This window comes from Streptosporangium sp. NPDC000396, assembly GCF_042898655.1.
Lineage (GTDB): Bacteria > Actinomycetota > Actinomycetes > Streptosporangiales > Streptosporangiaceae > Streptosporangium.
The window spans coordinates 36,051-52,253 of record NZ_JBIAZA010000041.1 but is presented as its reverse complement, the minus strand read 5'-3'; the positions used below and the strand labels follow the sequence as shown (position 1 = coordinate 52,253).

Sequence of the window (16,203 nt, the reverse complement as noted above, 5' to 3'; positions counted from 1 at the left end):
AGCAGGTCAAGGCGGAGCGGGATGCCGGGAAGGTCTCCGCGGTGCGAGGCGGCCGTCGGTTGCTGAAGCAGCGGCACAATCTCATCATCGCGAACAAGACGTATGAGCAGTGGCGGTCCGAGTGGGAGGCAGCGCGCTGGTTCCTGACCGCTGACGGCGAGTCCGGCAAGCGATATGGCAACGAGACGATCCGCGTCACCCCGGACGGGGAGGTGTCACTCAAGCTGCCCGGCCCTCTGGCGGACTTGGCGAACGCCCGGCACGGCCGGTACATCCTCACCGCCCGCGTCACCTTCTCCCACCGGGGAGAGGAGTGGCGCGACCGGATCGAAGCGAACCGGGCGGTGGCCTACCGCATCCATCTCAACACCACGTCCGGCCGCTGGTACCTCGACGCCTCCTGGACCCGCAAAGACCTCCCTGTTGTTCCGCTGGATGCGCTGCGGGCCGGTGGCGTGGTCGGCGTGGACACCAACGCCGACCACCTCGCCGCCTGGCTGCTCGATGAGCACGGCAATCCGACCGGTGCGCCCCGCCGCTTCGACTACGACATGTCCGGGTCGGCCACCCACCGGGACGCTCAGCTCCGCCACGCCCTCACCCGGCTCATCCACTGGGCCGAGTCCACCGGTGTCGAAGCCATCGCGATCGAAGACCTCGACATCACCGGCTCCAAGACCCGGGAGAAACACGGCCGCAAGAAGCGGTTCCGGCGGCTCATCTCGGGCATCCCCACCGGCAAACTCCGTGCACGCCTGCTGAGCATGTGCGCGGAAGCCGGACTCGGCGTGATCGCTGTCGATCCCGCCTACACCAGCCTGTGGGGGGCCGAGCACTGGCAAAAGCCCCTCACTACCGCACGACGCCCCGCCAGCCGCCACCAGGCAGCGAGCGTGGCGATCGGACGACGCGCCCTCGGCCTCCGGATCAGGCGACGGACGGCACCGCCCCGCCAGCACCAGAGCGATGCCGGCGGGCATCGGACCGCCCAGGCCCGGCCCGAAGGCCGAGAACGCGAGGGAAACCGCCCCCGTGTGCCCGGACCACGGACACGATCCGTCGGCGCTAAACGCGGAAGGAACGCGGTGGACCAGCCCATCCAAGACCGTTCGGGATGGGCTCAGTGCCAGATTGATCTTCACGGTCACTTCTGATCACTGTTCAGGAACGGTGAGAGCCGCCGAGGTCGCCGTGGACGTGGCTGCCGGGGTCGCCGTCGGGGCGACCGGGGCCGACGTGGTCGTCGCCGGAGCGGGCGTGGTCTGCGGGGTCACGGGCTGGCCGGAGGCCGGGGGCGTGGGGACCTGCGCGGTCGGCTGGGGCTGGCCCGTGGACGGCGTCCCGGTGCTCTCGGTATTCCCGGCGCTCCCGGTGCCGGACAGCCGGGCGGCCATGGCGTCGGCCTGTTCCTTGGTGAAGGAGCCGGTGATGCTCAGGCTGTCCTGGGTGATCACCTGGGCGACCCGGGGAGCGGCCACCACCTTCTCCCCGACGACGATCGCGATCGGCTGGTTGACCGCCTCCTTGGTCAGGTCGTTGATCCGTTCGAGGAACGTGGGCGCGAACGCGATCCTGACGGAGTACGCGCCGCTCGTCTCCTGGATCACCTCGATCTTCCGCACGGCGTTCACGCTGACCCCGGCGGCGAGCGTGTAGCAGATCTTCCCCTCGTCGTCGGGTATGGCCTCGGGGGCCGTGCAGGGGGCGGCCCCCGTCCCGACCACCGGGGCGAAGTGGATGGGGGCGGAAAGGCGCCGGGGTGGCGCGGCCCCGAGCGGCATGTCGGGGTTCTTGGTCATGAGCACGGCGAGAGTGCCGAGCACGCCGGTGATCAGCACGACGACGACCAGCGCGAGAACCAGGACGACGGTGGTGAGCCGGCTCGCCTGGGGCTCACCGGGCAGGCCGGCGCCGGCCTGCCCGCCCGGCCCGGCCCCCGGTCCTCGTGGCCCTTGTGGCCCTTGCGGTCCCGGGGAACCGTGGGGTTCGGCCTGGGGTCCCGGCGGCCTCGGGGGATGCCCGGAAGGCCCTGGTGGAGGTCCCTGTGGCACGGGTGGGTCGTCCGGACCCGCGTGCATCTCCATCGTCATATCCCCGTACTCTTCGCATTTGCTCGCGGTGAGCTTATCGATCAGCGCAAGGAACGGGTAACCGGTCGGCCGAGTCCGCTTCCAAACGGAAGAATGGACTGCAATTTACATACTGTCAGCAAAACTGACCCACTCCTTCCATCTTGCGCGTAGTGACCCTTTTCCCAGGAACGCACAGTAAAGAGGAGACAGGCGCGAATTCTGGAGGAGTTGTGAAGATCGCAGTTCCCCGCGAGGTCAAGAACCACGAGTATCGCGTGGCCCTCACTCCCGCTGGAGCCCATGAGTTCATCCGGAACGGCCATCAGGTCTTCATCGAGAAAGACGCGGGAGCCGGGTCCTCGATCCCTGACGCCGATTTCCAGAGCGTGGGGGCGACCATCGTGGACTCAGCGGACGATGTGTGGGCCGTGGGCGATCTGGTCCTGAAGGTGAAAGAACCGATCGCCGAGGAATATCACCGAATGCGCAAGGGACAGGTGCTCTTCACCTACCTGCACCTGGCCGCGTCGGAGGCGTGCACCCGAGCCATGCTCGAATCCGGCGTCACCGGCATCGCCTACGAGACCGTACAGACCGCGAACGGCGCCCTGCCGCTGCTGGCCCCGATGTCAGAGGTGGCCGGCCGGCTCGCCCCGCAGGTGGGCGCCTACCACCTGATGCGGCCGGAAGGCGGCCGCGGCGTGCTCATGGGCGGGGTGTCGGGTGTGCACGCGGCCAACGTGGTCGTGATCGGCGCCGGCGTGTCGGGAATGAACGCCGCGGTCATCGCGCTCGGCATGCAGTCCGAGGTGGTGCTGCTGGACAAGAACATCGACCGGCTTCGCCAGGCCGACGTCATCTATCAGGGCCACTGCCAGACGGTCGCGTCGAACAGCTACGAGATCGAGCGTGCGGTCCTGGCCGCCGACCTGGTCATCGGCGCGGTGCTGGTCCCGGGCGCGAAGGCGCCCACACTGGTCAGCAACGAGCTGGTGTCGCGGATGAGGCCCGGTTCCGTTCTGGTCGACATCTCCATCGACCAGGGCGGCTGCTTCGAGGACTCCCGGCCGACCACGCACGCGGAGCCGATCTACCAGGTGCACGACTCGATCTTCTACTGCGTGGCCAACATGCCGGGCGCGGTCCCGCACACCTCGACCTACGCCCTGACCAACGTGACCCTGCCCTACGCCGTGGCCATCGCCGAACAGGGCTGGCGCGCGGCGCTGCGCGGCGACCCCGCCCTGGCTCTCGGCCTGAACACGCACGAGGGGCACCTGACCAACCAGCCCGTGGCCGAGGCTCACGGGTTGGAAGCGGTGCCCCTGGGGCAGGTGCTCGCCTAGCGAGAGGTCCGGCTCGCCCGCCGCGCGAGGCCGTACCGGTAAGGCGACCTCAGGAACTCGGCGTCGCGCTGGGCGACGGGGTCGCCTTGGGAGCCGTGGACGGCTTCTGGCTCGGAGCCGCCGTCGGGGCGGTCGCCGGAATCGGGGCCTCCGCGGTGGTGGTGCTTATGCCGCCGCTGCAGGACGCTCCGAACTCGGGGGTCTCGGCGCTGTTGTTCCTGTATTTGGCGATGTATTTGGGCAGGCGCGGGTCGTCCGCACCGTCCAGCTTCAGCTGCTTGTTCCAGGAACTGGCCACGACCTTGGCGGGCAGCCCCGGGTACGGGCTCAGGAGCATGTAGTCCTTGGAGGCCAGCTCCTTCAGCCTGGCCACCTGGTCCTTGGGCAGGTCCGGCTGGTAGGTGATCCACACGGCGCCGTGCTCCATCGAGTGGACGGCGTTCTCGCTGTTGATCGGCTGGTCGTAGATGCCGCAGTTCTGCCAGCCGGGGTTGTGCTCGCCGCCCATCGGCGGGTTCTCCTTGTAGCTCACCTTGGCCGCGACGTGCTGACCTCCGGCGTACTTCGCGCTCGTGACGGCGTCCAGCGAGGTCACGACCCGCTCGTTGATCAGGTAGAAGGCGACCAGCCCGACGAGCAGGACGATGACGGCGCCTCCGGCACCCCACATCAAGAGCGCGGTCCGGCGCTCCTTACGCTTCTGCTCCGCACGCATCCGGGCGAGATGTTCCCGCCTCGCCTGCGTCTTTTCCTTCGTCATCGAGCCTCCAGCCGGCAACCAACCTGCGGTCACACTATGCCCTACCGACGTGTGTGGAGAATAAGCGAATCACAATGCGCGATACAGCGACGATTCACGACAGTGGGTAGTCTTGGCAAGCAATGAAAATCCCCACCGAAGAGCCCTCGAAGCCAAGACGTCGTGCGGCGCTGGGCGTGCTGCTCGGCTGTCTGGCCGCGGTGGCCGTCCTGATTCTGATCATCGGCAGGACCACGGCCCCGACCGACGCCTCGGCGGAGGCCGGGTTCGCCCGCGACATGGCCGTCCACCATGCCCAGGCCGTCGAGATGTCCTTCATCGCCAGAGACGGCAGCAAGGACGAGTCACTTCGGCGGCTCGCCTACGACATCATCGTCACGCAGACCGCCCAGCGCGGGATGTTCGGCGGCTGGTTGCAGCAGTGGGGGCTGAACCAGTCCGGTGAGCGGCCGGCGATGGCCTGGATGGCCGGTCACGGCCATGGAGGAGCCGCCGGGGCCCCTGCCACGATGCCCGGCATGGCCAGCGAGGAGGAGCTCAAAAGGCTCCGCGAGGCCACCGGCAAGGACCAGGAGATCCTCTTCCTGCAGCTCATGATCCGCCACCACGAGGGCGGCGTGCAGATGGCCCGGGCCCTGCTCAAACTGTCGGACCGCGACGAGGTGGTCACGACGGCCCAGCACATCGTCGACGGTCAGGCGGGAGAGATCAAGCTCATGACCGACATGCTGAGGCAGCGCGGCGCCCAACCGCTGCCTTCCATCCTTTAATCGCGCCATCCTTTAATCGCGTCGGCACGTCCCTGCGCGGCCGGGTTTCCGGCCAGGGCAGCATGGAGCCAACCTGGCCGGAGGAGATAAAACAGAATGGTGAACGACGAGCCGGAGAACCGCCTGGAGGTGAGCATCTCCGCCGAGGTCGAAGCGGGGCAGTACGCCAACTTCGCCTCCGTGTGGCACACCCAGGATGGCTTCGTCCTGGACTTCGCGGTGATCACCAGACCGCCCCAACTGGCCAACGACCCTTCCTCGGGTCAGCATTTCGTCAGCGTGCCGACCCGGATCGTCAGCCGTATCCGCATCCCCCCGAGCCAGGTGTTCGAGCTGATGAAGGCGCTTGAGCAGCAGCTCACCGCCTACGAGAAGGAAACCGGCCAGAAAAACTGATCTGCGGGGACCCGCCGTCCCCGGCACGGCGGGTCCCCCTGGATCACACGGATCCCTTCACGACAGCCCGATCGCCTCCCGTGCCGCGGCCATCAGGCCCGCGGTGCGGTCGGCGGCCCGCTCGGCTCCGGCGGCGAGGATCCTCGACAGCTCGGCCTGGTCGGATGACAGCTCGGCGTGGCGCTCCTGCAAGGGCCTCAACGTCTCCACCACGGCCTCGGCGGTGTCCCGCTTGAGCGCGCCGTAGCCGTCGTAGACGAGCGACTCGACCGGCTGCCCGGAACAGGCCGCGAGCATGGCCAGCAGGTTGGAGACACCGGGCTTGTCCTGGGGGTCGTAGCGGACCTCGGTGCCCGTGTCGGTCACCGCACGCATGATCTTGCGGTGGATGTCGGCGGGCGGGTCGAGCAGGTAGATCGTTCCCGCGGCCGAGCCGTCGGACTTGCTCATCTTGGAGGTGGGCACGGTCAGGTCCATGACCCTGGCGGCGACCGGCGGGTGCACGGCCTCGGGCACGGTGAACGTCTCACCGTAGAGGCGGTTGAACCGTATGGCGAGGTCTCTGGTCAGCTCGACGTGCTGACGCTGGTCCTCACCCACGGGAATGAAATGCGCCCGGTGGAGCAGGATGTCGGCGGCCATCAGCGCGGGATAGGTGAGCAGCGAGAGCCGCACCTCCTCCTGCTTGGCCGATTTCTCCTTGAACTGGATCATCCGCCGCATCTCTCCGAAGTAGGCGGTGCTCTCCAGCAGAAAGGCCAGCGCGGTGTGCGCGGGCACCTGGGACTGTATGTAGACCAGCGACCGGTCCAGCCCGCAGGCGAGCAGCATGGTGGCCATCTCCCGGGTGCGGGCGCGCAGGCGGGCGGGGTCGTGCTTGACGGTCAGGGCGTGCAGGTCGGCGACCGCGTAGACGCAGTCCGCCTCGTCCTGGAGCCGTACGGCGGGCAGCATCGCGCCGAGGAAGTTGCCGAGTGTGAGATGGCCGGACGCGGTGAAGGCTGAGAAGACGCGCTTTGTCATGGTCACTCCTTAGAAGAGAGACCGCCGCGCCCGCAGGCCGTACACAACGCGAAACGGCCGCCGGTCAACGGCGGCCGTTCGGTTGCGCAGTCGGAACTGGCTAGCGGGTCCGCCAATGGGCGGCCCGCCACAGACCCAGACTGTGCTTGCTCATGGTCAGGATGCTATCTCCTCCGCCACTGCGGCGGCAAAGGCGTCCACGTCGGCCTCTGTGGTGTCGAACGCGGTCATCCAGCGGACCTCACCGGTGGCCTGGTTCCACGTGTAGAAGCGGAAGCGCTTCTGCAGGCGCTCGGTCACGTCCGCCGGCAGGATCGCGAAGACCGCGTTGGCCTGCACCGGGCGCGGGACCTCGACACCGGGGATGTTCCGTACGGCGTCGGCGAGCCGCAGGGCCATGGCGTGGGCGTTGCGGGCGTTGCGCAGCCACAGGTCACCGGCGAGCAGCGCCTCGAACTGGACCGAGACGAACCGCATCTTGGAGGCGAGCTGCATCGCGCTCTTGCGCAGGTAGCGCAGGCCGTTCGCGGCGCCGGGGTTGAGCACCACAACGGCCTCGCCGAACATCATCCCGGCCTTGGTGCCGCCGAAGGACAGCACGTCCACACCCGCGTCGGTGGTGAACGCGCGCAGCGGCACGTCCAGCGCGGCGGCGGCGATGGTGGCGCGGGCGCCGTCGAGGTGGACGATCATCCCGAGCTCGTGGGCGTGATCGCAGATCGCCTTGATCTCGGCCGGGGTGTAGAGCGTTCCCTGCTCGGTGCTCTGCGTGATCGAGACGACCTTGGGCTGGGCACGGTGCTCGTCGCCGAAGCCCCATGCCTGCCTGTTGATCAGCTCGGGGGTGAGCTTTCCATCCGGGGTGGGCACGGTCAGCAGCTTGAGCCCCGCCGACCGCTCCGGCGCCCCGCCCTCGTCGGTGTGGATGTGCGCCGACTCCGCGCAGACCACCGCCTCCCAGTGCGCGGTCATCGCGCGGAGCGCGACGACGTTGGCGCCGGTGCCGTTGAACACCGGCCAGGCCTCGGCCGCCGGCCCGAAGTGCTTGCGGAAGATCTCCTGCAGCGCCTCGGTGTAGACGTCGTCGCCGTAGGCCGTCTGGTGCCCCTCGTTGGCGAGTGCGATCGCCTGGAGGATCTCCGGGTGGACCCCGGCGTAGTTGTCGCTGGCGAAACCCTTCACCAGGGGGTCGTGCCTGCGAATCGCGTCTGTCACTTCTCTCCCTTGGCCGGCGGCCTGGCGGGGCCGCCGGTCTCGCTCACTGACGGGTGAGGTCCACCCGGGTTCCGTTGGCGTCGGTGTCCCAGAGGGCGTCGAACGCCTCGGCGAGGTCGTCGACGTCGGTGAAGCCGGGGAACTTCCGCTCCGGGTTGGCGGCGCGCATGCCCTCGTGCACGAGCGCCTTGACGACCAGGATGTTCGCGGTGGAGGCGGTGCCCTCCAGCGCGTCGGCGAAGGCCAGGGTCCAGGCCTCGGAGGCGGCCTTGGCGGTGGCGTACGCGGCGTTGCCCTGGGTGGGGTGCTCGGCCGCCTTGGCGGAGACGATGGCGAACCGGCCGCGCTCGCTCGCCTTGAGCAGCGGCTCGAAGGCGAGCGTCACGTGCTGGAGGGTGCGGATCAGCAGGTTGTGCAGCAGGTCCCAGTCTTCGAGCTTGGTCTCGGCGAAGGTCGCCGAGCCGCGCCAGCCGCCGACCAGGTGCACGATCCCGTCCACCCGGCCGTGTTCGGCCTCGATGTCCCCCGCGAGCTTCCTGACGGCGTCTGCGTCGAGCAGGTCGACCGGCAAGGTCCCGTCGGCTCCGGACTTGTCGATGCCGATGACCGTGTGCCCCTTGTCCGTGAAGCGGCGGACGAAGGCCTGGCCGGCAGGACCGCCCGCGCCGGCAACAAGGATGATCATGCTCGGATCCCCTTCGTGGAGTCGATGACATCGCCGAGCTTACGGCTCAGGGCCTCGTAGAACATGCTCAGGGGGAACTCGTCGGGCAGCACCGCGTCCACCACGGCCTTGGGGAAGCCCTCGACCGGCAGCGCCTCCACTCCGCGGCTCCACACCGAGGCGGGGTGCGGCTTCACATAGGTCGCGACGAGCTGGTAGGCGGCCAGCCAGTGGGCCAGCTTGGAGCGGTCGATGCCGTCGCGGTAGAGCTTCTCCACCTCGCCGCGCAGGTCCGCGATGCCGTCGGCGAGACGGGCCCAGTCGACGCTCAGCCGGTTGTCGGTCCACCGGATGATGTCGTTGCGGTGCAGGTAGGCGAAGAGAAGCTGCCCGCCGAGCCCGTCGTAGTTGCGGACCCGGTCACCGGTGATCGGGAAGCGGAACAGACGGTCGAAGAGGATCGCGATCTGGACGTACCGGGCGTGCGGCACGCCTTCCTTCTCCAGCTTCACGGCCTCGCCGAACGCGGTCAGGTCGCAGCGGAGCTCCTCCAGGGAGTACAGCCAGTACGGCATGCGCTGCTTGATCATGAACGGGTCGAACGGCAGGTCGCCGTGGCTGTGGGTACGGTCGTGGACCAGGTCCCAGAGCACGAAGGTGTCCTGGGCCAGCTCCTGCGACTCGATCAGCCTGGCCGCGTCCGGCGGCAGCGCCAGCTTGAGCGTGGCCGCGGCGGCCTTGCTGACCGCGCGGAACCGGGCCGCCTCACGGTCGCAGAAGATGCCGCCCCAGGTGAACCGGGCCGGGGTCTCGCGGACCGCGACGGTCTCGGGGAAGAGCACCGCGGAGTTGGTGTCGTAGCCGGAGGTGAAGTCCTCGAAGGCGATCGGCACGAACAGCGGGTTGTCGTAGCGGGAACGCTCCAGCTCGGCCAGCCACTCGGGCCAGACGGTGCGGATCCACACGGCCTCGATGTAGCGGAAGGTGGTGCCGTTCTGGGTGTACATCGGGAAGACGACCAGGTGCTCCAGCCCGTCCACCCGCTGGGTGTCGGGGTGGAAGGCGTTGAGCGAGTCCAGGAAGTCGGGCACACCCAGGCCCTGCTCGACCCACTTGCGGAAGTCGGCGACGACGGCGGCCAGGTAGGCCTCGTCGTGCGGGAAGCGCGGCGTGAGGCCGTCGATGTGGTCGACGATGTCGGAGATCAGCGCCACCGCCCGGTCGTGGTCGCCCTCGATGGAGCCGTCCTTGGCCTGGAGCGGCTTGAGCGCCTCGACGGCGGCCTTGAGCCCCTGGAAGGCGGCGAGCGCCTCGCTCTCGGCGCTGGCCGACGGGGAGGGAACGCGCGCGGCCCAGGTGACGAGGTTGCCCCAGAGCGCGGCGTGGTCGTAGTCGCCGATCGAGTCGTCGCCGAACAGGTCGGAGTCGGCGACCACCACGACGCGGCCCTCGCCGTGCCGTACGGCCACGGCCAGCGGTTTGCCCGCGGGGTCGGCGGTGGGCGACGTCGCGAACAGGACGGTGGCGTCCTCGGGGGCGGTGAGGACTCCGGCCCGGTAGAAGCACGCCCGGCGGGCCCCGGCCAGGAGGTCCTGGTCACCGGCTTCGCCCGGGACACCCAGGACCCAGGAGGCCACGCCGTTGTGAGCGTTCCTGGGGTCCTGGACGGTGGTGTGCTCGACGCCGACGCCGAAGCGGGCGAGCAGCTCGGTGAGGTTGCTGCCGTACTTCTCCTGCTCGCACTCGGCCAGGACGATCAGGCCGCCGCCGCCGTTGACGTAGGCCTCGATCGCGTCGAGCTCCTCGACGGGGAGGACGGGGCTGCCCAGGCCGGTGGTGCGCTCCCAGCGGTCGGCCGAGGGGTGCGCGACGACGAAGACGTCATTGGCGCCCAGGAGGGACGGGGTGACCGGGCCCTCGGTGTGCGCGGCCACGGTGTGCCCCAGGCGGCGCAGGACCTCGGCGGCACGGGCGTAGCTGTTGTCGTCGGGGTGGCCGGGATTCATCGTCTCAGCCATGTCCCGGCGGATGGTCCAGGACTCGCTGTGTGCCTCGTCGAACAGCACCCGCGGGAAAGCCCTCACGATAAATCCTCCCTCAGATGAGACTCAATCACGGAAAATATACACAACGAGTCCAAATTTAGACATGTCCCTTATGGCAAAGCCTGGAGACACTGGAGATCTTCCAGGACGTCCGGGCCGGAGCCCCGAGCGCCGGGCCGGAGACTTCCGGGATGCGGGGACGGCGAAGGCACGGGATCCTCTCCGTATGACCGGGACGCCCAGGGATGTCGTGTTCGACGTTGTGATCGCCGCCAGCGTGTGCGCCGCCACGGTGCTCCCGCTCACCGGCGAGCCGTGGTGGATCATCGTGTGCGCCGTCCTCGCGTCGGCGCCGCTGCTCTGGCGGCGCCGGGCGCCCCTGACCGTGATGCTCGTCGTGGGTCTGGCGACCACCGTGCTGGCACTGCCGAGCGCCCTGCCCCGCCTGCCGTACGGTGCCCTGGTCTGCGTGTACACGCTGACGGTGCTGAGCCCGCCCGTGCTGATGTGGCTGGCCATCGCGCTCACCGCCGCCGGAGTGATCGTCTCCCTCGTCATCCCGCGCGAGGAACTGGCCGACTTCGGTTTCGTGGGCGCGGCCTATGTCGTCGCCGTCGCGCTGGGCATGAGCGCCAGGGCCCACCGCGCGCAGGTCGCCACGCTGCGGGAGTGGGCGCACAAGCAGGAGGAGACGGCGGCGGCCCGTGAGCGCGTGGCCATCGCCCGCGACATGCACGACATCCTGACGCACTCGGTCGGCATCATGGTCGTCCAGGCGGAGGCGGGCCCGCTGGTGATGCGGACCGACCCCGCCCGTGCCGAGGCCGCGTTCGGCGCGATCGCCGAAACGGGCAGGGGCGCGATCGTCCAGCTGAGGCGCGTCCTGGGCGCGTTGCGCTCGGAGGGCGGCCCCAGACCGGGCGCCGACTCGCTGCCGGACCTCATCGCGCAGACCCGGCGGACCGGACTGGAGGTGAGCCTTGAGCAGGACGGACGGCGCAGGACGCTGCCCGCGGACGTCGACATCGCGCTCTACCGCGTCGTCCAGGAGTCGCTCACGAACACGATCAAGCACGCGGCCGCGCGCACGGTTCGGGTGCGGCTGCGCTGGGCGGAGACCGTGCTGCGGGTCGAGGTGAGTGATGACGGCCGCGGCCCGCGGCCGGGCGGGACCGGAGGACATGGCATGATCGGCATGCGGGAACGGGTGCTGGCCTGCGGCGGGACTCTGCGCACCGGGCCCGGGCCCGCTGGAGCGGGATTCGCCGTGTTCGCGACCTTCCCGATTGGATGACCATGCTCCGCGTCCTCATCGCAGACGACCAGGACCTGTTCCGCGGCGGCTTCGCCATGATCCTCGATGCGCAGCCCGACATCACCGTCGTGGGCGAGGCCGCCGACGGCGCCGAGGCCGTCCACATGGCGGTCGAGCTGGACCCCGACCTGGTGCTCATGGACATCCAGATGCCGAACATGGACGGCGTGGCGGCCACGGCGCGGATCCGCGAGGAGACGAGCGCCAAGGTTCTGATCCTGACCATGTTCGACCTCGACGAGTACGTCTACGGCGCGCTGCGCGCGGGGGCCGGCGGCTTCCTGCTCAAGGACGTCCGCCGCGACGAACTGGCCGAGGCCGTCCGGACGGTCGCCGCCGGGGAGGCGCTGCTCGCGCCCACGGCGACCCGGCGGCTCATCGAGCACCTGGTGGGCAGCGGGCACCCCGTGCCGCACCTGGCGGCCCGGCTCGGGGAGCTGACCGTCAGAGAGACCGACACGCTGCGGCTGGTCGCCCGGGGACTGTCCAACGCGGAGATCGCGGCGGAGCTGTTCGTCAGCGAGCACACGGTCAAGACGCACGTCAGCAACCTGCTGACGAAGCTGGGCATGCGCGATCGCGCGCAGGCCGTCGTCTTCGCCTACGAGTCGGGACTGGTCGTCGCGGGATCCTCCGACCCGGCGGGACGGTGACACGGCCGCGAGGATCCGGGTGACCGGCCGCGGAGGTCCGAGTGGCCGGTCTCAGAGGTCGCGGGTGACCGGTCTCAGAGGTCCGGCCCCTGGATCTGGTCCCCGAGAGGGAGGCGGGATTCACTCCGCACGGCGATCCGCCGGGCGGGACGCGGACACGATCATCGAGGCAACCGACACGAGGAAGCCGATGATGTTCACCATGTCCCACCCTGCCGCCGTTGTGCCACTGATCGTGTCACTGGCGCTCGGCGGCTACGCCGCGTCACCTTCCGCGCGGACGACCGGCGCGTCCGGTACGGCCTGCGCCACCACCACTTCGCTGGGCTCCGTCGAAGGCAGGGCGGAGAGCGGGATCTGCGCCTTCCGGGGCATCCCGTACGCCGCCGCGCCGACCGGGGCGCTGCGGTTCCGGCCGCCGCAGCCGGTCGGCGCCTGGCAGGAAACCCTGAAGGCCACCGACGGAACGCGGGTGTGCCCGCAGTTCCCCGATCGGCAGGGAGAGGAGTATCCCGACGACAAGAAGGTGTTCGCCGACGAGGACTGCCTGCACCTGAACGTCTGGACCCCGAAGGCGGATCGCGGCAGGCGGCCGGTGATCGTCTTCATTCACGGCGGCGCGGCCACGTACGGCACGGGCAACGAGGCCAGGTACGCCGGGACGACCCTCGCCGCCAAGGGGGACGCGGTCGTGGTCAGCCTCAACTACCGGCTCGGCGTGCTCGGCTGGACCGAGCTCGGCGGGCTCGACCCGGCCTACCGGGGATCGGGAAACAACGGCCTGCGCGACCAGATGGCGGCACTGGCGTGGGTTCGCGAGCACATCGCCGACTTCGGCGGCGACCCGGAGAACGTGACCGCCGTCGGCGAGTCCGAGGGAGCCTTCTCCATCGGCGCGATGCTCGCCACCGACCATCCGGAGCGGCTGTTCCGCCGGGTGATCCTGCAGAGCGGCACCGGATACATGGCGCACTCCCCCGCGCTGAGCGCCAAACTCACCCCGCGCGGCCTCGATCTTCCGGCGCTGAAGGCGATGAGCACGGAGAAGATTCTCCGGCTTCAGGAGAAACTGCTGGGAGCCGTACCCGGCGCGGCGGGAAGAGCCGTCTACTTCGGCCCCAGCATCGACGGCGAGCTCGTCCGCGGACCGGTTCTCCAGCGGGTCGCGGCGGGCCATGCCAGGGGCATCGACATCATCTCCGGCTCCAACCGGGATGAGATGCGCTACTTCGCGCAGTTCGATCCGGCGGTGCTGAAGATGACCCAGCGCGAGTACGGAGCGTTCTTCCCCCGCGAACTGGCCGGGCGGCGGCAGCGGATGATCGCGGCCTATCGGGCGGGACGCCCAGGAGCCTCGGAGAACGACATCGCGCTGGCCATGCTCACCGACCAGGGCCTGCGGGTGCCCGCGACCAGGCTCGCGGAGGCGCAGAGCCGCTGGGCGAAAACCTACGTGTACCAGTTCGACTGGGCGCCGGAGAACAGGCAGAGCCTCGGGGCGATCCACACCGCCGAGCTTCCCTTCATGTTCGGCACGCTGCGCTTCACCGGCATACCGGGCGGCCAGGCGGCCCTGCGGACCGGCCGCGCCCGCATGAGCGGGTTGTCGAAGCAGATGGTGGAGGCCTGGACCTCCTTCGCGAAGACCGGCGACCCGAACGCGAGCCGTACCGTCCCCAGGCCCGCGTGGCCGCTCTACACCTCCGCGGAGCGCCGGACGATGATCTGGGACACCCCGCCGAAGGTCGTCCGCGCGCCGCGCGAGAAGGAGCGCGCGTTGTGGGACGGCTTCCGCTTCGACGGCCTGGATCTCAACTTCTGACGGCGCCCGGCGCCCGAAGACCGTCTTGCCGCGTTGTTGACACTCCCGGCTCGGCGCCCCATTGTGAACGTGCGTTCATGAACGCACGTTCACAATCATGGCCACACCGGAGCTCGGCCGCATCAACCCGGACGCCAGCGCCGAGGCCACCGCCACGATGATCGTCGGCGCCTGCCACGAGCTGATCCTGCCGTTCACCGATTCTCAGTGTGTGTCTGTGAGGATCGGTGAGCTGCCGCCCGCCGCGCCACGTGGTCTTGTAGGTCAGCTGGCGGCGCACCTCGGCCATGGCGGTGTCGGCGACCGCGCGGGCCAGCTTGCGGGTGGACTCGGCGGTGCGGATCATGCTCAGCCAGGGCAGGGTGCATGACGGCGGTCGGCCTCGATGCGGATGGTTCCGGTGGTGAACCGGCACGACAGCACGGCGCGGTGCTTGGCCCTGAACCGGGGAAAGCCGACCTTCTTACCGGCCCGGGTGCCCTTCCACTGAAAGACTCACGCCCGGCGCGCCCGCGACACCCGCACCCCACGCTCCGGCGCTTCCCATGACCGGTAGCAGCCGACCGGATGCTTCCGTGGTGCGCCGGCACCGGGTGTCCGGCGGGCCGTCCACCTCTCCGGGCGGAAGAAACCAGAGAAGAGCCGATAAACGCCGATAAACAATCAACAGTTCACATCCCCACCTGCTCTGGGGTCGCGGGCCGCCCTCTTACCCCGCGCGGGGGACGGGGAATCCGCCCCCGGACGGACGACCCGGTGGGAGGCGGCGGCCTACCTTCCTTGCGACAGTTCCCGCACAGGCAAGGAAACCCCATGTTCAAAGACTCGGCCGACTTCCGGCGCGTCGCCTCCGGCGTGCTGCTGATCGTCGCCCCGCTGCTCCAGGCCATCGCCGTCATCCTCGACCCCGGCACCTGGGGAGACGACCGGGAGGCCGTCAGCTACGGCGACAACCCGGTCCTCGCCCAGGTCCAGTCGGTCATGTACCACTGGGCCTACCTGCTGATGGCCCTGGTCGCCATCGGCCTGCTGCACGTGATGCGCCGCCGTGCCACGGTCTTCGGCCACATCGTGGGCCCGCTCGTCGCCCTCGGCTACATCAACCTGTCGGGCCTGCTTCTCAGCGACCCGGTGGAGTGGTGGCTCGGCCGGCACAACAGCCCCGAGGAGGCCCAGCGCATCATGGACGAGATGCTGAACCTGCCCGGCTTCATCTTCGGCTTCCAGATGCCCTGGCTGTTCTTCGCCATCTTCGGCATGCCGATCCTGCTGATCGGCGTCTGGCGTGCCGGGTTCGCGCACTGGTGGGTGCCGCTCGTCGTGGCCGTCGGCTACGGGGCCTCGATGGTGGTCCCGTACGGCCCGGCGACCGTCCCGCTGTGGGTCGCCCCGGCGGTCGCGCTGGGCTGGCTCGGCGTCAAGATGATCCGCATGAGCCGCCAGGAGTGGATCTCCTACTACCCGACGGCGGCCCCGGGCCGGACCACGCCCGACTCGTACGCGAACACCACCGCCTGAGCCCGGTCCCGCAGATGAAGCTTCATCAGCACCCGTGCCACATGGGTCTTGACCGTGGCCTCACCGACGAAGAGCTCGCCCGCGATCTCGGCGTTGGTCAGGCCACGGGCCAGAAACCGCAGCACCTCCAGCTCACGCGGAGTGAGCTCGGCGAGCTGCGGCGGGGGCGCGGGGTCGTGGCGGTCGGCGAAGGAGGCGATGACCCGGGTGGTGACGGCCGGGTCGAGCAGGGCGTCGCCGCCGACGACGACGCGGATGGCCTCCACGAGCTGCTCGGGCGGCGAGACCTTGAGCAGGAACCCGCTGGTCCCCGCGCGGAGCGCGGCGTAGAGGTTCTCGTCGGTGTCGAAGGTGGTGAGCATGACGACCTTCGGCGGATCCGGCCAGTCGAGCAGCTGCCTGGCGGCGGTGAGGCCGTCCATGCGCGGCATGGAGATGTCCATCAGGACGATGTCCGGCCGGGTGCGGCGGGCCACGGAAACGGCCTCCAGCCCGTCGGACGCCTCCCCCACCACCTCCATGCCCGGCTCGCTCTCCACCACGAGTTTCAGCCCGGCGCGTACCATCGCCTGGTCGTCGGCGATCACGATGCGAATGCTCACTT

General features: G+C 69.5%; 16 protein-coding genes. 9 read left to right on the top strand and 7 right to left on the bottom strand.

Annotated features, from left to right (window positions below; all coding sequences use genetic code 11):
• Positions 1–41 precede the first annotated feature (41 nt).
• Positions 42–1,154: a hypothetical protein gene (locus ACFY2X_RS42095; RefSeq protein ID WP_389949369.1), complete on the top strand. Its 1,113-nt coding sequence runs from the start codon at positions 42–44 to the stop codon at positions 1,152–1,154.
• On the opposite strand, the gene ACFY2X_RS42090 is transcribed toward ACFY2X_RS42095, so the two are convergent.
• On the bottom strand, positions 1,155–2,084 hold the full coding sequence (locus ACFY2X_RS42090) for a hypothetical protein (protein WP_389949366.1): 930 nt from the start codon (positions 2,082–2,084) through the stop codon (positions 1,155–1,157).
• A gap of 218 nt (positions 2,085–2,302) precedes the next feature.
• Between ACFY2X_RS42090 and ald the strand changes: the two genes are divergently transcribed.
• The gene (gene ald, locus ACFY2X_RS42085) at positions 2,303–3,418 is read left to right on the top strand and encodes an alanine dehydrogenase (RefSeq protein ID WP_389949363.1); all 1,116 of its coding nucleotides are present in this window, start codon (positions 2,303–2,305) and stop codon (positions 3,416–3,418) included.
• A 49-nt stretch (positions 3,419–3,467) separates the two neighbouring features.
• Here ald and ACFY2X_RS42080 read toward each other — a convergent pair whose 3' ends face one another.
• Positions 3,468–4,178, bottom strand: a complete 711-nt coding sequence (locus tag ACFY2X_RS42080; protein WP_389949360.1) for a DUF3105 domain-containing protein — start codon at positions 4,176–4,178, stop codon at positions 3,468–3,470.
• Between the two features lie 122 nt (positions 4,179–4,300).
• Between ACFY2X_RS42080 and ACFY2X_RS42075 the strand changes: the two genes are divergently transcribed.
• Entirely contained in the window at positions 4,301–4,948 is a 648-nt protein-coding gene (locus tag ACFY2X_RS42075; RefSeq protein WP_389949357.1) for a DUF305 domain-containing protein, read from the top strand.
• Positions 4,949–5,044: 96 nt separating this feature from the next.
• Positions 5,045–5,344 (top strand): DUF3467 domain-containing protein, encoded by a 300-nt coding sequence (locus ACFY2X_RS42070; protein ID WP_389949354.1) that lies wholly within the window; start codon positions 5,045–5,047, stop codon positions 5,342–5,344.
• A 57-nt stretch (positions 5,345–5,401) separates the two neighbouring features.
• On the opposite strand, the gene trpS is transcribed toward ACFY2X_RS42070, so the two are convergent.
• From trpS to ACFY2X_RS42050, 4 genes are all read right to left on the bottom strand, one after another.
• A complete protein-coding gene (trpS, locus tag ACFY2X_RS42065; protein WP_389949351.1) occupies positions 5,402–6,367 on the bottom strand; it encodes a tryptophan--tRNA ligase in 966 nt (321 codons plus the stop codon).
• 156 nt (positions 6,368–6,523) lie between these two features.
• A complete protein-coding gene (locus tag ACFY2X_RS42060; protein WP_389949348.1) occupies positions 6,524–7,582 on the bottom strand; it encodes a threonine aldolase family protein in 1,059 nt (352 codons plus the stop codon).
• Positions 7,583–7,625: 43 nt separating this feature from the next.
• Positions 7,626–8,267 (bottom strand): SDR family NAD(P)-dependent oxidoreductase, encoded by a 642-nt coding sequence (locus ACFY2X_RS42055; RefSeq protein ID WP_389949345.1) that lies wholly within the window; start codon positions 8,265–8,267, stop codon positions 7,626–7,628.
• Positions 8,264–10,330 carry a DUF6421 family protein gene (locus tag ACFY2X_RS42050; protein WP_389949342.1) on the bottom strand — a complete coding sequence of 689 codons (2,067 nt, stop codon included), beginning with the start codon at positions 10,328–10,330 and terminating at the stop codon, positions 8,264–8,266. The genes ACFY2X_RS42055 and ACFY2X_RS42050 overlap by 4 nt, the downstream gene beginning before the upstream one ends.
• Positions 10,331–10,517: 187 nt before the next feature.
• Here ACFY2X_RS42050 and ACFY2X_RS42045 point away from each other — a divergent pair, with 187 nt between their 5' ends.
• The 5 genes from ACFY2X_RS42045 to ACFY2X_RS42025 all read left to right on the top strand — a co-directional run bounded on the left by ACFY2X_RS42045 (position 10,518) and on the right by ACFY2X_RS42025 (position 15,599).
• Complete coding sequence (locus tag ACFY2X_RS42045; RefSeq protein WP_389949339.1) at positions 10,518–11,585, top strand: sensor histidine kinase; 1,068 nt, start codon at positions 10,518–10,520, stop codon at positions 11,583–11,585.
• A gap of 2 nt (positions 11,586–11,587) precedes the next feature.
• The gene (locus tag ACFY2X_RS42040; RefSeq protein ID WP_389949336.1) at positions 11,588–12,259 is read left to right on the top strand and encodes a response regulator; all 672 of its coding nucleotides are present in this window, start codon (positions 11,588–11,590) and stop codon (positions 12,257–12,259) included.
• A gap of 202 nt (positions 12,260–12,461) precedes the next feature.
• Complete coding sequence (locus ACFY2X_RS42035; protein WP_389949333.1) at positions 12,462–14,081, top strand: carboxylesterase/lipase family protein; 1,620 nt, start codon at positions 12,462–12,464, stop codon at positions 14,079–14,081.
• 97 nt (positions 14,082–14,178) lie between these two features.
• A complete protein-coding gene (locus ACFY2X_RS42030) occupies positions 14,179–14,451 on the top strand; it encodes a hypothetical protein (RefSeq protein ID WP_389949330.1) in 273 nt (90 codons plus the stop codon).
• A 443-nt stretch (positions 14,452–14,894) separates the two neighbouring features.
• On the top strand, positions 14,895–15,599 hold the full coding sequence (locus ACFY2X_RS42025; RefSeq protein ID WP_389949327.1) for a hypothetical protein: 705 nt from the start codon (positions 14,895–14,897) through the stop codon (positions 15,597–15,599).
• Here the strand turns inward: ACFY2X_RS42025 and ACFY2X_RS42020 are convergent.
• Positions 15,539–16,201, bottom strand: coding sequence for a response regulator (locus tag ACFY2X_RS42020; protein ID WP_389949324.1), 663 nt, complete (start codon positions 16,199–16,201; stop codon positions 15,539–15,541). The two genes, ACFY2X_RS42025 and ACFY2X_RS42020, sit on opposite strands and share 61 nt — an antisense overlap.
• Between the last annotated feature and the right edge of the window lie 2 nt (positions 16,202–16,203).

Excerpts from the sequence above, each read along its gene's own strand:
- ACFY2X_RS42090 (WP_389949366.1), bottom strand. The coding sequence starts at position 2,084 with ATGGAGATGCACGCGGGTCCGGACGACCCACCCGTGCCACAGGGACCT.
- ACFY2X_RS42080 (WP_389949360.1), bottom strand. The coding sequence starts at position 4,178 with ATGACGAAGGAAAAGACGCAGGCGAGGCGGGAACATCTCGCCCGGATG.
- ACFY2X_RS42075 (WP_389949357.1), top strand. The coding sequence starts at position 4,301 with ATGAAAATCCCCACCGAAGAGCCCTCGAAGCCAAGACGTCGTGCGGCG.
- ACFY2X_RS42070 (WP_389949354.1), top strand. The coding sequence starts at position 5,045 with ATGGTGAACGACGAGCCGGAGAACCGCCTGGAGGTGAGCATCTCCGCC.
- trpS (WP_389949351.1), bottom strand. The coding sequence starts at position 6,367 with ATGACAAAGCGCGTCTTCTCAGCCTTCACCGCGTCCGGCCATCTCACA.
- ACFY2X_RS42055 (WP_389949345.1), bottom strand. The coding sequence starts at position 8,267 with ATGATCATCCTTGTTGCCGGCGCGGGCGGTCCTGCCGGCCAGGCCTTC.
- ACFY2X_RS42045 (WP_389949339.1), top strand. The coding sequence starts at position 10,518 with ATGACCGGGACGCCCAGGGATGTCGTGTTCGACGTTGTGATCGCCGCC.
- ACFY2X_RS42040 (WP_389949336.1), top strand. The coding sequence starts at position 11,588 with ATGCTCCGCGTCCTCATCGCAGACGACCAGGACCTGTTCCGCGGCGGC.
- ACFY2X_RS42035 (WP_389949333.1), top strand. The coding sequence starts at position 12,462 with ATGTCCCACCCTGCCGCCGTTGTGCCACTGATCGTGTCACTGGCGCTC.
- ACFY2X_RS42030 (WP_389949330.1), top strand. The coding sequence starts at position 14,179 with ATGGCCACACCGGAGCTCGGCCGCATCAACCCGGACGCCAGCGCCGAG.
- ACFY2X_RS42025 (WP_389949327.1), top strand. The coding sequence starts at position 14,895 with ATGTTCAAAGACTCGGCCGACTTCCGGCGCGTCGCCTCCGGCGTGCTG.